Genomic DNA, 14,913 nt, shown 5'->3' with positions numbered 1-14,913 from the left:
AGTGAGGAGCTTCTAATGGCTGAAGAACAGACAGGAAGAGTTATACCTATAGCTATTGAGGATGAGGTCACTACCTCGTACATGACCTACGCAATGTCGGTTATCATAAGCCGGGCATTGCCGGATGTACGCGATGGGCTGAAGCCGGTTCATCGCCGGATTTTGTATTCCATGGGAGATATGGGCCTGAGGCATAATACCGCTTTCAAGAAGAGTGCGCGTATTGTGGGTGATATTCTCGGTAAGTACCATCCACATGGTGACCAGAGTATCTACGATGCCCAGGTTCGTCTGGCACAGGATTTTTCCATGCGTTACCCGGCTGTCGATGGACAGGGTAACTTCGGGTCGGTCGATGGTGATCCACCGGCTGCAATGCGTTATACCGAGGCACGTCTTACGGCGCTGGCTGAGGAAATGCTCAGGGATATCAAGAAAGAAACCGTAGATTTCATTCCTAACTATGATGAATCTACAGAAGAACCGACTGTGCTCCCGGCAGCTATCCCATACCTTCTGGTAAATGGTGCAACCGGTATTGCAGTAGGTATGGCTACCAATATGGCTCCGCATAATCTGCGGGAGATAGTTGCAGCGATTTGTGCATATATCGACAACAATGATATCAGTATCGAAGAGCTCATGGAGCATGTGCAGGGCCCCGATTTTCCTACTGGCGGTATTATCTACGGTACGCAGGGCATCCGGCAGGCATATCTTACCGGGCGGGGTCAGATTCCTGTCAGGGCCAAATTCTCTATTGATGAAACAAAGACCGGCAAGGACGTAATTATTGTTTCGGAAATACCCTATCAGGTAAACAAGGCCAATCTTATAATAAGGATCGCTGATCTGGTCCGCGACAAGCGTGTTGAAGGAATCAGCGATCTCCGTGATGAGTCTGACCGCGATGGTATGAGAATTGTTATCGAGCTGAAAAAGGGTACCAGTCCAAAGATTATTCTGAATCACCTGTTTACCCACACCCAGCTGCAGGCAAACTTCAATGTGAATGCCCTGGCCATTGTAGATCGCCGTCCAAAGATGCTGAATCTCAAGGATATGATCGTAGCCTTTGTTAATCACCGTCAGGAGGTGATCGAGCGGAGGACACGCTTCGATCTCCGGAAGGCTGAAGAGCGCGAGCACATCCTCATAGGATTGAAGATTGCCCTGGATAATATCGATGAGGTTATCCGGATTATCAAGGAATCATCCACTGTCCCGAAAGCCAAGGAAAACCTTATGGTTACCTTCGAGCTGAGTGAAGTGCAGGCTCAGGCCATCCTTGATATGCGACTGCAGAAATTAACGAGTTTGGAGACAAAGAAGATTGTTGAAGAACTCGAAGAGATACGAAAGTTTATTGCTTACCTGCGGGATCTGCTTGCTAACCCTCACAAGATTCTTGATCTGATCAAGGAAGAATCAACTGAGTTAGCCCAGAAATTCGGTGATGATCGACGAACTGAAATCGTCATGGACGAAATCAAGGAAATCAACATTGAAGATCTGATTCAAAAACAGGAAATGGTTGTTATTATGACCCGCAAGGGCTATATCAAGCGTATTCCTTCCAACTCCTACAGGACCTATAAAACAACCGGAGTGAAGGGTGCAAGTTCAAGCAGCAATATGCATGATGACGACATGATCAATCAGCTCTTCATTGCTTCTACCCATGATTATATTCTCTTCCTGAGCAGTGAGGGTAATGCCTACTATCTGAGGGTTCTGGAAATACCTGAAGCCAGCCGCAGTTCACGCGGGACTCATGTAAAAGCATTGCTGCAGGTTTCTGCTGATGAGGACATTCAGGCTGTAATGCCCTTCACCGGATTCAGTGAGAAGCAGTTTGTCTTTATGGCGACAGCCCGAGGAATGGTTAAAAAAGTGGTTCTGCATGACCTGCGGAATGCCAAGACCAGGGGAATACGGGCGATAACTCTCAAGGACGGTGACAAACTCAATAATGCCATGATAACAAATGGTGAGCAGGAACTTATGCTGATTACCCGTCTTGGAAAGGCTCTCAGAGTTGATGAAACAAGCATCCGTCCCAGCGGTAGAACCAGCATGGGAGTGAAGGGAATCAATCTCAGAGCAGCCGACGAACTTACCTCCAGCCTTGTGGTTGATGAAGAACGGGATATGCTCATAGTGAATGCCAAGGGTAAGGGGAAACGGATCAAGTTCTCGGAGTTCACTCCTCATGGACGTGGAACCGGCGGACAACGCTGTATGCCGGTAAATGATAATTCTCAGGAAGTCGTTGGTGTTATTTCGGTAGCAGAGAATGACGAGGTTGTATTTATTACCAATACCGGTAAGACCGTCAAACTTGCTATTTCCGGACTCAGACCGATGGGGGCTCCCGCTCAGGGATATAAACTGGTGGATATCACTCCTCCGGACATGGTAGTTGCTGTTGATAGATCTGTTTCAGAGGATGATGAAGATAGCAGCGGTGAAAGTGGGACTGAGAGTGAGATCGTGAGTGACGCCAGCGCCAATGAAAACAGCGCCGAGCCAAGCGATAGCGACGCTGTCGAGTAAAATTGTTCCACGTGAAACAATTTGTACATGTTCCGGTCAGCGAAACCAAAATTGAGATAGAGCGGAAAAAATCCCGCTTTATCGGATACATGATTCCAGTTATTGATCGAAGCCAGGTGGACTCCCGCCTGGCTTCGCTTCGTTTGGAGCATCCAGATGCAGCTCACGTGGTCTATGCATTCTGTTTTGGCGGACTGGAGCGTGAGATCAGCGGAGTAAGTGATGATGGTGAACCCAAGGGAACAGCTGGACGCCCTGTATATGAGGTTCTGATGGGGCATGGAGTAACAAATGCCCTGCTTGCGGTTGTACGTTATTTTGGAGGGACCAAGCTTGGTACCGGGGGGTTGGTAAAGGCCTATGGTGACAGTGCAAAAGAGGTTCTGGCTACAGCGGAACTAAAAGAGCTGATACCGGAGATCGAGCTCTCTTTTGAGCTCCCATATAACCTGCATGGCGGAGTGCAGGTGCTCATAGAGGAGTACCGGGCCAGAATACTTTCAGAGGATTTCGGGGTTGAAATAAATATGCGCCTGAAAATTCCGCTGCAGACAGCAGATGCATGTATTCAAGCGCTGACAGATCTGTCAGCGGGGGGAATCAGAATATTCAGGAGTGATCAGCAATAAACTGATCTATATGATGGTTATATTCTTCGAGTAAGGCCTTTTTTTCATCTTCGGGGAGAAAGCTGCTGCGGATTGCAGTGTGATTCATGCGAACCAGGTCATCAAAGCCAAGATTAAAGTATTTTACTGCCTTGATGTAATCATCGGTAAGATCGGTATCCTGAATAGTAGGATCGTCACTATTAATGGTTACGGGTACATTATTTCTGTAGAGTATTCCGAGCGGGTGGTTCTCTTCGTCCTCCCAGGACCCGGTCTGGTAATTGCTTGTTATACACTGTTCAAGTATTACATCGCGTTTTGCCAGCTCCTTCTGAAGTTCAACGTCATGAATGGCTGCAACACCATGACCAATACGATCGGCATGAAGATTCTGGACAGCGAACCATATCTGTTGAGCGGGACTTACTTCTCCTGCATGAATGGTTACCTTGTAGAAACCATCTTTCTTGACCCGTCCAAAGAATTCTTCAAACATTTCGGGGGGATAGTTCGTTTCGTCCCCGGCAAGGTCGATACCGACGATCTCTGGTATGTTCAGGGCATGAATGCGCTCATACAGCTCAATCATCTCATGCTGATCCTGCTTGCTGCGGTTAAAGGTAATCAGATAACGAATATGAATACCTGATTCCTGTGCAGCCTCATTGGCAGCTTTTATTACAAGCCTGGTGATTTCTTCGCGATCAAAATCGTTGTGCAGTGCAAAGTGTTCCGGTGAAAAACGCAGCTCAATATAAAATATTCCGTCAGAAGCCATTTCACAGACAGAATCATGTACGATGTCATAGACATCTTCATGGCTTCTATACCAGTCATTGTAGAATTTAGAAAGGAACTCAAGAAAATTCGGTTTGGAGTCCCGTGGAAACTGGACCTGCTTCTTGAACTCTGCAAAATCAGAGGAGCGGCCCACCTTGTTTTTTTCCGAGATACGGAACAGTGTATTTAAAGCGAATGTTCCCTCAAGATGTCTATGTAATTCTACCTTCGGGAAGCTGCGCATAACATTCTTTTGTGTTAATATGGAGGAGTCAATTGTCATTTTTAAAGCCTCTTGGTTTCACTATCGGAATAAAGTATAACAAATAAAACAGAAAAAATCCCGAAAATGGTTTTTTTTCTGTTTCACGGGCCGTCAGGAGAGTTCAATGGACGAAAACATAGTTAAATCGAACGAGCGGAGATATGCCGCAATACTTTTTTCGGACATGGTCGGATTCACGCCTATGAGCGAATCCAATGATCCTGAACAATTGAATCAACTGCTGGACTCGGTATTTGCTCTTTTCCAGGAAGTAATAGCGCGATACGGAGGCTTCGTAGAAAAGTATATTGGCGATGCCCTGGTTGCAGTTTTTGGTGTTCCGAAAATCAGCCGTGATGATTGTGCGCATGCGGTACGTGCTGCCCTGGAGTTTCGGGATCTGTGCAGGGAAAAACAACTGGAGGTCCGGTTCAGAAGCGGGGTACATTTCGGAGAGGTTACAACCGGAATGCGCGGTGATCATCCTGTGATCACCGGGCACAGCATGGCAGTCGCTTCGAGGCTGCAGAGTATTGCTGCTGCGGATACAGTACTGGTATCAGAAGATGTAAGAAGCCGCACCGAGGGATTGTTTCTTTTTGGTGCGCGACAGCCGGTACAGCTGAAGGGAAAGTCTGAACGGCTTCTTGCTTATACCGCGGAGTGCGGTGAGGGCTGCGGGCTGCGGGAGCAGGATCCGGAAATGCCCTTTACAGGACGGGAAGAGGAACTGGACAGATTGCTCCGGATGTATGTACGTGGAACTTCAGTAGAGACCGTATTCATTAGTGGAGAGCCGGGAATCGGAAAAACGCGTCTTGCAGAAGAGTTCGTGCGCCTGGTAGGCAGAATGCCGCGCTGTGAAGCTCAGGTGCTGCATTTTAATGCCTCCGGCCAGCAGCAGGATTTTGCCCTGACAGCTGCAATATACAGGCTGCTGCAGGGACATGAGTTGAAAGCTGGAGACTTTTCTTCCTACATGGATGCCTTTGCAGTCCTTCCAGGGGAAGAGGCTGTGTACCGACCGATCGTGATAATTGAGTCTCCGGATTCAATCGCTGACACCGATCGTCAGTTCATTCGGGAATTACTGCATCAGAAATCTACTGGTTTGTTTATAATTATGCTGGATCAGTTTATTCGACCGGATTTTGAGAGACTCTTTCCGGATATAATACATATTAAATTACTGAATATAGAAAATACTATATGTCGTGAGTTGGTTCAGGCCGTTGCAACGCAGTACAGTCTGGGATTGAGTGAACAGCAGATCGACAGCATTGTCCGGCAATCCCAGGGAAATCCGATGTTTGTTGAGGTATTCTGCCGTTATGCCAGAGCCGGGCATGACCCAGCTGCAACCCCTCCCGATATGCAGATGGTTATTATTTCGATTATCGAGAGGCTGCGTCAGGGTCTACAGGATATTCTGAGGCGTGCATCGATAATTCCCGGATCTTTTGGTTCGGAAGAAATTACTGCGATGGCAGTAGAGAATGAACTCGTCGATGATATAGACGGGGCCTTACTGGAATTATGTGCGGCTGGGCAGCTGCGCTGCAGTGATGACCGTTATACATTCCGCTATGCGCTTGTACGGGAGACAATATACGATTCAGTATTGCGGCATAACCGTCGTATTTTTCATACACGTCTGGCTGAATACTACAGACAGGCAGAGAAACCTGCCTGGTCGGAGATAATCTATCATCTGCTTGGAGCGGAATCCTATACTGAGGCCAAGGATCTGATTCTTGAGGCTCATGACGGCTTCGGCGATACCCGTTACCCGGAATATATTGATGCAGTTTTTGCGGCACTTGGCGAGGATAATCTGAGTGATGAAGACGCCTTTCGGCTCTGGCTCATACATGAGGCGGTAACCTTCAATTTTCAGGTGCAGTTTTCTCCTGATTATATCCGGGACAAGATGATGCCCCTGGCGCGTCGTACAGGGAATCCGGAACACTGGGCCTTCTGCTATCATCTTCTTATGGGCCACTTCGCAAAATCCGGGAATCTGCAGTCTGCTGTGCATTGCGGGAAACAGGCCGAACGGCTCTATGAGAGCAGCCCTGATACTGAGAATCATCATCTCATAAATTCGGTCCGCGAAATTATTGCACCACTGCTGCTCATGCTGGGTTCCAGGGAAGATGCGTTTCAGACTGTAATGAAGGTTGAACCCCTCGACCGCAGGGCCCGAACCAAAATTATTCTCCATCTTTATGAAGATGAGCTTGATGAGGCTGTAGAAGAATGCTCGAATATGGATGATGAGAAGGCTCAGGCAGAAGCTGAGCTTGGAGGTATTATTACATACCAATTGCGTGCGCTTACTTATTTTCTCCGTGGAGAATACGAAGAACTCAGAAACTTACAGCCGCATTTCAACTCCCCCAGGGATTCTGAGCTAGGTAACTACGCGGTATACTTTGCCTTGCTGGCTGCGGCTCTTCAGATGCTTGAACCGGACGGGAAAAAGGCAGTACAGGAGTCGCTTGAACGATCTGACCGGTACATGCGGGCCAGTGAGCAGTTCAGCCGACATATAATAATGTGGGAGATTCTGGATGTTTATAACTTTCTGGATGACAGGAAGAGATTTTGGGAGCTTGCTGACCGTCAGTACCGGGATTACAGCACCCGGGGAGATATTCATGCGCTCTGCACAACGCTGGTGCTAATGATTCTGCAGCTCCACCAGGAGGGTGCAGATAGTACAATGTATGAAGAACAGCTGAAGTGCTTTCTTGATAACGGGGTATATCTTGCGGCCTACTTCCGAAACCGACTGACAACAATAAAAAAACAAACTATAGTGGGGTGACATGTCTGTAACAATTGTTTTCGCTAATCAGAAAGGCGGGGTCGGAAAGACGACCAGCGCGGTAAATATTGGTGCCTATGTCGCTGAAGCCGGCAAAAAAGTGCTCCTGGTCGATTTCGATCCACAGGGTAATCTTTCATCCAGCGTCAGTGCCGATAAAACAAAGGCCGGAATTTACGAACTTATGACTGGAAATGCCTCATCTGCCGATGTTGTCCAGAAGACGGCTGTTGATAATCTTCACATAGTCGCCACCAGTTCGCACCTGACCGGAGCGAATGTCGAGCTTGTCGACCAGCAGCGGCGTGAATACTTCCTGCGAAAGGCTCTGGCTCCTTTTACCGAATCCTATGATTATATATTTATCGACTGCCCACCGTCGTTGGGGATACTTACCCTGAATGGTCTGGTTGCCGCTGATCGCGTCTTTATTCCGATGCAGTGCGAGTATTTTGCACTGGAGGGTTTGACCCAGCTGATGGAGAGTATCCGTCTTGTTCAACAGCGCTTCAACACGAGACTGGTAATAGGCGGCATCTTTTTTACTATGTATGATTCCCGTATCAGGATTGCCCAGCAGGTTGTGCGTGAGGTTATCGGATATTTCGGAAAAAAGGTATTCAAGACGATCATTCCCAGAAATGTACGGCTTGCTGAGGCTCCATCGCATGGTGTGCCGATTAATCTCTATGACGGAGCATGCGTGGGGGCGAAGAACTACAAACAGCTGGCTGAAGAGGTAATTGAACGTGGCTAAACAGGCTTTGGGACGAGGTATAGATGCCCTGCTGCAGGGACACGATGTTGAAGAATTTGTACCGGAAGGCGCAATCAAGAATATCCCGCTGACGGATGTGGTCGCTAATCCCGAGCAGCCGAGAAAACATTTCGCTGAGGCTGCCCTGACAGAGCTTGCTGATTCGATCAGGGAGAAGGGTGTTATTCAACCCCTGCTGGTTGAAGAGCAGGCCGATGGTACTTATCAGATTATTGCCGGGGAACGTCGCTTCCGTGCTTCGAAGCTGGCAGGTATGGAAACCGTACCCGCAATAGTCCGCAGTTTTTCCTACGAAGAAAAACTCGAGATCGCACTTATTGAAAATATTCAGCGCGAAGATCTCTCTGCCATTGAAGAAGCAAAAGCCTATACATCCCTCATGGAAACTACCGGCATGAATCAGGAAGCCCTGGCAAAGCGACTGGGAAAAAACAGATCAACCATTGCCAATGCAATGCGGCTGCTCAAGCTGCCGGAGCCGATACAGGATGCAGTTGATAATGCCGAGCTCTCGGCCGGGCATGCCCGGGCCATATTACAGGCCGGGGATGATGATTCCATGATGCGCCTGTACCGGCGGGTTATGGTCGAGGGTCTGTCGGTGCGTTTTACCGAAGCCCTGGCGCGCGGTGAGGAACTGCCTACCAGAAGTCCTGATAGCGATGAAACCTCAGCAGGGAAGAGACAGGGCGATGGTGCACGCGACAGCAGTCGTGACAGCGGCAAAGAACCGGATATGGATTTCCGCAAGACTATCGAGCTTATGAATCTCGAAGAACAGCTGATCGTCCGCCTTGGCACCAAGGTTCTTATAAAAGGACAGGAAGATAAGGGAAAAATCGAAATCTCCTATTATTCCATGGAAGATCTGAATCGTTTGATGAATCTCATTGCCCCGGGCAGTGTAGAGAGCTGAACAGGTCATAGTCGGAAATTGCATTCTATTCTGCAATTTCCTCTTGTTGACTTTTTTTAACTGAAGGGGTATATTGCCGATCTGCAAGTTCTACTGGAGAGATGACGGAGTGGTCGAACGTGGCGGTCTTGAAAACCGTTGAACCGCAAGGTTCCGTGGGTTCGAATCCCACTCTCTCCGATTTCGAACCTGCACTCTGGAGAGATGCGAGAGTGGCTGAATCGGGCTCCCTGCTAAGGAGTTGTACCCTTTACCGGGTACCGAGGGTTCGAATCCCTCTCTCTCCGATTCTATTTTGTACCCGTAGCTCAGCTGGATAGAGCGTAAGATTGCGGATCTTAAGGCCGGAGGTTCGAGTCCTCTCGGGTACACGTTTCAGGAGAGATGCGAGAGTGGTTGAATCGGGCGGACTCGAAATCCGTTGTACCGTTCTGCGGTACCGAGGGTTCGAATCCCTCTCTCTCCGCAAACTTCCTGATGTCTTTTACAATCCGTATACAATGGAGAGGTGACCGAGTGGCTTAAGGTGCACGCCTGGAACGCGTGTGTACTCTAACCGGGTACCGAGGGTTCGAATCCCTCCCTCTCCGTGCCCCTTTGGCTTTGAAGGCCAGGTCCTGTGCAATGTAACGATACCAAACCCCGTCAGGCCCGGAAGGGAGCAGCGGTAGGTATTTCAGCATGTGCCGCAGATGGCTTGGCTGGAGCCGGAGGGGCTTTTTTTTGGGGAATTCAGGGGGATCGATTATGGCGTATGAAGTAACTGCAACCAGGAAGCGTCCGAAAACGCTTGACGGATTAGTCGGTCAGGAGTTTGTGGTCGCTACCTTGAAGAACTCGATCCGGGCGGGCCGCATTGCCCATGCGTATCTGTTCAGTGGACCGAGGGGGGTTGGAAAGACCTCTGCAGCCAGAATTCTGGCCCGGGCCCTGAATTGCCCTGGAGGACCAAACCCGGACGGCTGTGGAGATGATCCTGACGGTGAATCGATTACCCGCGGGACGGCACTTGATGTAATCGAAATCGACGGTGCCAGTAATACCAGCGTCAACGATGTGCGGGAGATCAAGGACGAGGTTCTGTTCCCGCCGAATAATTCCCGCTACAAGATATACATAATCGATGAGGTGCATATGCTTTCCACAAGCGCGTTTAATGCACTTCTCAAAACAATTGAAGAACCACCTCCCTATATAATCTTTATTTTTGCAACTACCGAACTGCACAAGGTTCCGGCGACAATCAAGTCTCGCTGTCAGCAGTTCCATTTTCGCCTGATTCCGCTTGATCAGCTTCTGGAAAAACTGAGAGAAGTTGTGAACGATATGGGAATTCAGGCCGATGCTGATGCCCTGCTCTGGATTGCCAAGGAAGGACGCGGATCCCTCCGGGATTCCTATACTCTTTTTGATCAGGTAGTTTCTTTCAGTGACGGGCATATAAGCCTGGAGAAAATCAAGACCAAACTCGGTCTGGTCGGACTTGACCGGCTGAATGTGCTGGCGGAAGCCCTGGCAGACGGAAATATGAAGCTGGTTCTCGCAACCGCTGACGAAATAATCAGTACCGGGGTAAGTGAGGATCAGTTTATTGTTGATCTGAGTGAGTATTTCCGGAATATTCTGCTTCTGAAGGCCGGAATGGAACGGGAGTCGGTGATCGGGTATCCGGTGAGCGAGTTTTCTTCGCAGGCACTGGCTGCCTGGAGTGAACATCAGCTGATGCATGGTCTGGACCTCCTGCTTGAGGCCTTTCGACGCCTTCGATATACCGTGAACGAGCGCTTTGAACTCGAGCTGGTTCTGACTGAGCTTACAAAGCTGAGAAGCTGGATTGATCCAGGGGATTTGCTGAACCGGATTCATGATCTGCGTACACAGGTGGAGCAGGGTGGTTTCAGGGTTTCTGCGGTCGATAAAAAAACAGAAGCAGAAGCGGGGCTTGAGGCTTATATTCCGGATCCGGATGAAGAAGATGATCTGGAGGAAAGCTTTGTAGACGGCTACGACGAGGAAGCTGTTGAACCTAAGCCTTCTGTGGATAATTCTGTGGAAAAACCTGTGCATAAGCCCGTGGATAAGCCAATTAACGAGGCAAGGAATGAATTCAGGGATGATTCAGGGAGTGCTGCAGAACCTCAGCTGAAACAGAATGTTAAGCCCGATGAACCGGCTCCTTCAGAGAAAAGCCGCATGGTTCTTGATCTGAATAATCTGGAACGCTTGATCAACGAAATAGAACGAAAAAAGCCGACCCTTGCTTCGGCAGTTGGGGGAGCCTTCGGGCACTCCTTTGATAATGAATACCTGTATCTGCAGTTCACCAATGCTTTTGCGTCCAAGTCCGTGGAAATTGACAAGGATATTGTGGAATCATGTATAAATACGGTATTGGGTGTACCACTCAAGGTTCGTGTAGAAGAGATTGAAGATCCGAAAAAAACAGAATCGCATAATCACCCTGATCCTCAGGTAGAGCAGGTCAGGGCAGTATTTCGAGGTTCAGTGATTTCCGGTCAGGAGGCAAAGCAATGAATCCAATGGATATGTTAAAAAATCTCGGTCAGCTGCAGTCAAAAATGGGTGAGGCCCAGGAGCAGCTGAAGAAAATCTCTGTAGAGGGATCTGCAGGCGGGGATCTGGTGAAAATACGCATGAACGGTGAATTCCGTATCATGAGTGTCTGGATCAGTCCTGAAATAATTGATCCTTCTGATCCGGAGATGCTGCAGGATCTGATCCTGGCCGCCGCCTCAGCTGCCCAGGAGAAGGTCAAAGCCGCAATTCAGCAGAATATGTCTTCCTTTACAGGCGGAATGAATCTCCCTCCGGATCTGTTTAATCTATGACGCGCCTGGATGAGTTGATCCGGCTGTTGTCAAAACTTCCGGGAATCGGCAGGAAAAGCGCAAGCAGAATGGCTTATTATATACTCGAGACCGATGTTGATTATGCAGCTCGCCTGTCGGAGACGATCCTTGAAATGCGTGAGAAAATTCACCCATGTCCGGTGTGCGGGAGTTTTACCGAAACGGATCCCTGCAAGGTTTGTGATGACCAGTCCCGCGATCATTCAATGGTATGTGTTGTCGAGACAGCGCAGGATGTATCTGTGCTGGAGTCCGCGCGGGTATTTCCCGGGGTCTATCATGTGCTCGGAGGGGTTATTTCACCAATAGACGGGATCGGACCGGATAATGTCAGAATCGCCGAGCTGATGGAGCGTGTGGAGCAGGGACAGATCCGTGAGGTTGTACTGGCAACAAATCCGACGGTTGAGGGTGATACCACTGCCTTGTATATCGCCCGTCTGCTGGAACAGATAGAGCATGTTACTACGAGCAGACTTGCATTGGGTCTTCCTGTCGGAGGCGATCTGGAATATGTGGACCGGATGACTCTGGAACGCTCGCTCCGTGGTAGAACCAGTATGTAGGCTGCTGCCTGCAGCCTGCTATTTTCCGCTGTATTCCTGTTATCGAAGCAGGGCCAGGGCTTTTTCCGTAATGTCTTCCAGTTCGGCTTCTTCCTGCGGGCTGAAGCGTGACAGCACCCAGGATGATACACTGCCGTGGACTGGTCTGCCGATTCCGATCCGCAGGCGCTGGAAATTGCGAGTGCCCAGATGCTGTTCTATTGAACGCAGTCCATTGTGTCCCCCCAGTCCTCCGCCTTTTCTGAGCTGAACCTCCGCGAATGGAAGTTCAAGATCATCGTGAATAACCACTATCTCTTCTGCTTCGAGCGTAAAGAAATCGGCAAAGGGTTTGACGGATTCTCCTGCCTTGTTCATGAAGGTTTCCGGCACAAGGATGCGGCAGCCGCTGACTGAACCTGGAGATGTTCGGATCTGGGTCCACTTACCCTTGAATTTGCTTTTCCAGTCCGCTGACGGGTCAGCCTCCCGGACAAATGCCTCGGCAATCCGCCATCCGATATTATGGCGGGTCATTTCATACTTTTTTCCTGGATTTCCGAGACCGATTAGTGCTGAAAACATGGCGGGAGTGTAGCAAATTCGATATATTCTGCCTATGCATGTGAAGCGGCGGGTTTATTTTTCCAAGAGTACAGACCCTTATGTCAATTTATCTCTCGAGGATCAGCTTTTCAGAAATGAGCGGCAGGCTGTATTATTTATGTATGTAAACAGTCCATGTGTGGTAATGGGTCGGCATCAGAATCCCTGGCTGGAATGTGATATGCGGGCTCTGGGCAGGGATACCGTACCCTTGCTGCGAAGACAGAGCGGCGGCGGTGCAGTGTATCACGATACGGGGAATCTTAACTGGTGCTTTATTACACCCCGTGAGAACTATGATCCGGATACGCATTTCTCGATTATTCTGGACAGTCTGATTCAGGCTGGCATTCCAGCCGGACTTTCGGCCCGCAAGGATCTGTTCGTCGATGGAAGGAAAATCAGCGGGAGTGCCTATAAAATCGGCAAGGAGCGTTGCCTTCATCATGGCACCATGCTGATTGATGCGGATCTTGATAAACTAACGGCATATCTGCAGGCACCCGATCGGCAGCTTGCGAGCAAGGGAATAGATTCAGTCCGGTCCAGGGTAGCGAATCTGACCGAGTTCCAGCCGCGATTGGCAATAAACGATGCCGTTGAGATGCTGGCGGATGCATATATGCGGCATTCCAACATGGACGGCAGTAATGGCAACTATGTCAGTGCTGATGAAAGTTCTGTAATTCAGCAGCTTTCTGATGCTGATTTGACGAGCACAGGGCTTGAGTACAGTCAGAGTCTGAGAGAATGGTCATGGCTTTTCGGCAAGACACCGGATTTTACCCACAGCATTAAGTTTATGTATGAGGGAACAGAAGCAGAGCTGGTGCTTTCTGTACACCGCGGCTGTATTCAGAGTCTACAGTTAAGCACTGGGACTCTGGATGTACAGACCCTGGCTGAAACTTTAGCGGAGGCTTTTTCCAGGCTGCCTTATGAGCCTGCTGCACTAGGGAATGCACTTGCGGAGAATCTTCAGATTCCAGTTGGTTTCAGGGAAATATTGGCAGAAGTGATAAATAAGGAGATTGAATGTCTGTAGTATCAGCTCAGAGAATACGGGAACGTTTTGTGCGTTCAAGAAAGAAGAAGCCTGGAACAGCTCCCGGGACACTTATATACACGGGAGATGCTCTGGATACAGAAATAGAGCTACGTTTGATTGCATATACGGAAGCTGATATGCAGGAAAAAAAATCTTCTGTTTTACATGATTTTAATATCAGTGAAATGCTTGGTGGAACGCCCGGGAATAAGGTGAACTGGTTTCATGTAAGCGGAATTCATGATTCCGAGCTGATTGGTGAAATCGGTAAAACATGTAATCTGCATCCCTTGCTGGTAGAAGATATCCTGCAGACCGATCAACGCCCGAAACTGGAGTGGCATAAGGATTATATCTTTATGAGTTTAAGGGTGCTGTCATGGGACAACGATAACCTGCGAAGTGAGCAATTGAGTCTGGTATTAATTAATAATACGCTAATATCCTTTTCAGAGCGTCGGCCTGATTTTCTTGATGAGGTCGTTTCCCGAATTGCCGGAGGACGGAGAATCCGCTTCATGAAGGCCGATTATCTACTGTATGCCCTTGTGGATGCCGTTGTGGACGGATATTTTATGGTACTCGAGGCAGTTGGTGACGGTGTTGAGCGTCTGGAAGACCAGGTTGTCCAGGATAACAGTCAGGAAGTGCTTATGAGGCTGCACGGATACAAAAGGGAAATGCTGAGGCTCAGAAAAGCGGTCTGGCCGATTCGGGAAATACTCTCAGCTGTAGGCCGTGAGGATGATTCCAGAATCAGCAGAGACGTTCAGGTATTTTTCCGTGATGTGTATGATCATTCCATTCAGATTATAGAAACAATTGAAGCCCTGAGAGATCTACAGATTGGGCTACTCGATCTGTATATGACTGCGGTCAGTAATAGAATGAATGAAGTCATGAAGGTGTTGACTATTATAGCCACCGTTTTTATGCCGCTTACCTTTATTGCTGGAATATATGGCATGAATTTTGAGTGGATGCCAGAGCTCGCGCTTCCCTGGGCGTATCCGGCAGTGCTCCTGTTGATGTTTGGTATAGGAGTTGGACTTACCTTTTATTTCAGGCTCAGAAAATGGCTGTAGTGTGAAGATGCTTTTTTTGATAG

At 48.8% G+C, this 14,913-nt stretch carries 12 protein-coding genes, 5 tRNA genes and 1 other RNA gene; 16 read left to right on the top strand and 2 right to left on the bottom strand.

Annotated elements, in window-relative coordinates; genetic code table 11:
* Nucleotides 1–15: 15 nt before the first annotated feature.
* Complete coding sequence (gene gyrA, locus ACYQ2L_RS13535; RefSeq protein WP_460056710.1) at nt 16–2,556, top strand: DNA topoisomerase (ATP-hydrolyzing) subunit A; 2,541 nt, start codon at nt 16–18, stop codon at nt 2,554–2,556.
* Nucleotides 2,557–2,567: 11 nt separating this feature from the next.
* Nucleotides 2,568–3,185 (top strand): YigZ family protein, encoded by a 618-nt coding sequence (locus ACYQ2L_RS13530; protein ID WP_460056707.1) that lies wholly within the window; start codon nt 2,568–2,570, stop codon nt 3,183–3,185.
* Here ACYQ2L_RS13530 and add read toward each other — a convergent pair.
* On the bottom strand, nt 3,166–4,230 hold the full coding sequence (gene add, locus ACYQ2L_RS13525) for an adenosine deaminase (RefSeq protein ID WP_460056704.1): 1,065 nt from the start codon (nt 4,228–4,230) through the stop codon (nt 3,166–3,168). The two genes, ACYQ2L_RS13530 and add, sit on opposite strands and share 20 nt — an antisense overlap.
* Before the next feature lie 106 nt (nt 4,231–4,336).
* Between add and ACYQ2L_RS13520 the strand changes: the two genes are divergently transcribed.
* The 12 genes from ACYQ2L_RS13520 to recR all read left to right on the top strand — a co-directional run bounded on the left by ACYQ2L_RS13520 (nt 4,337) and on the right by recR (nt 12,172).
* A complete protein-coding gene (locus ACYQ2L_RS13520) occupies nt 4,337–7,042 on the top strand; it encodes an adenylate/guanylate cyclase domain-containing protein (protein WP_460056701.1) in 2,706 nt (901 codons plus the stop codon).
* A gap of 1 nt (nt 7,043) precedes the next feature.
* Complete coding sequence (locus tag ACYQ2L_RS13515; protein ID WP_460056699.1) at nt 7,044–7,799, top strand: ParA family protein; 756 nt, start codon at nt 7,044–7,046, stop codon at nt 7,797–7,799.
* Nucleotides 7,792–8,736, top strand: a complete 945-nt coding sequence (locus tag ACYQ2L_RS13510) for a ParB/RepB/Spo0J family partition protein (protein WP_460056695.1) — start codon at nt 7,792–7,794, stop codon at nt 8,734–8,736. Before ACYQ2L_RS13515 ends, ACYQ2L_RS13510 begins: the two co-directional genes overlap by 8 nt.
* Before the next feature lie 95 nt (nt 8,737–8,831).
* Nucleotides 8,832–8,916: transfer RNA gene (locus ACYQ2L_RS13505), tRNA-Ser, on the top strand.
* 18 nt (nt 8,917–8,934) lie between these two features.
* Nucleotides 8,935–9,023, top strand: a tRNA-Ser gene (locus tag ACYQ2L_RS13500).
* Between the two features lie 10 nt (nt 9,024–9,033).
* Nucleotides 9,034–9,107 (top strand) — tRNA-Arg (locus tag ACYQ2L_RS13495).
* A gap of 7 nt (nt 9,108–9,114) precedes the next feature.
* A tRNA-Ser gene (locus tag ACYQ2L_RS13490) sits at nt 9,115–9,202 on the top strand.
* A 36-nt stretch (nt 9,203–9,238) separates the two neighbouring features.
* Nucleotides 9,239–9,326: transfer RNA gene (locus tag ACYQ2L_RS13485), tRNA-Ser, on the top strand.
* A gap of 18 nt (nt 9,327–9,344) precedes the next feature.
* Nucleotides 9,345–9,442: signal recognition particle sRNA small type (ffs, locus tag ACYQ2L_RS13480), an RNA gene on the top strand.
* A gap of 41 nt (nt 9,443–9,483) precedes the next feature.
* A complete protein-coding gene (gene dnaX, locus ACYQ2L_RS13475) occupies nt 9,484–11,271 on the top strand; it encodes a DNA polymerase III subunit gamma/tau (RefSeq protein ID WP_460056692.1) in 1,788 nt (595 codons plus the stop codon).
* A complete protein-coding gene (locus tag ACYQ2L_RS13470; protein ID WP_460056689.1) occupies nt 11,268–11,585 on the top strand; it encodes a YbaB/EbfC family nucleoid-associated protein in 318 nt (105 codons plus the stop codon). Before dnaX ends, ACYQ2L_RS13470 begins: the two co-directional genes overlap by 4 nt.
* Nucleotides 11,582–12,172 (top strand): recombination mediator RecR, encoded by a 591-nt coding sequence (recR, locus tag ACYQ2L_RS13465; protein WP_460056687.1) that lies wholly within the window; start codon nt 11,582–11,584, stop codon nt 12,170–12,172. The genes ACYQ2L_RS13470 and recR overlap by 4 nt, the downstream gene beginning before the upstream one ends.
* Nucleotides 12,173–12,211: 39 nt before the next feature.
* Here recR and pth read toward each other — a convergent pair whose 3' ends face one another.
* On the bottom strand, nt 12,212–12,736 hold the full coding sequence (gene pth, locus ACYQ2L_RS13460; protein ID WP_460056684.1) for an aminoacyl-tRNA hydrolase: 525 nt from the start codon (nt 12,734–12,736) through the stop codon (nt 12,212–12,214).
* A 34-nt stretch (nt 12,737–12,770) separates the two neighbouring features.
* On the opposite strand from pth, the gene ACYQ2L_RS13455 reads away from it, so the two are divergent.
* Nucleotides 12,771–13,802, top strand: a complete 1,032-nt coding sequence (locus tag ACYQ2L_RS13455) for a lipoyl protein ligase domain-containing protein (protein WP_460056680.1) — start codon at nt 12,771–12,773, stop codon at nt 13,800–13,802.
* A complete protein-coding gene (corA, locus tag ACYQ2L_RS13450) occupies nt 13,793–14,890 on the top strand; it encodes a magnesium/cobalt transporter CorA (protein ID WP_460056677.1) in 1,098 nt (365 codons plus the stop codon). Before ACYQ2L_RS13455 ends, corA begins: the two co-directional genes overlap by 10 nt.
* Nucleotides 14,891–14,913 lie beyond the last annotated feature (23 nt).

This window comes from Spirochaeta dissipatitropha (assembly GCF_054657935.1).
This window is presented reverse-complemented; position numbering and strand designations above follow the sequence as displayed.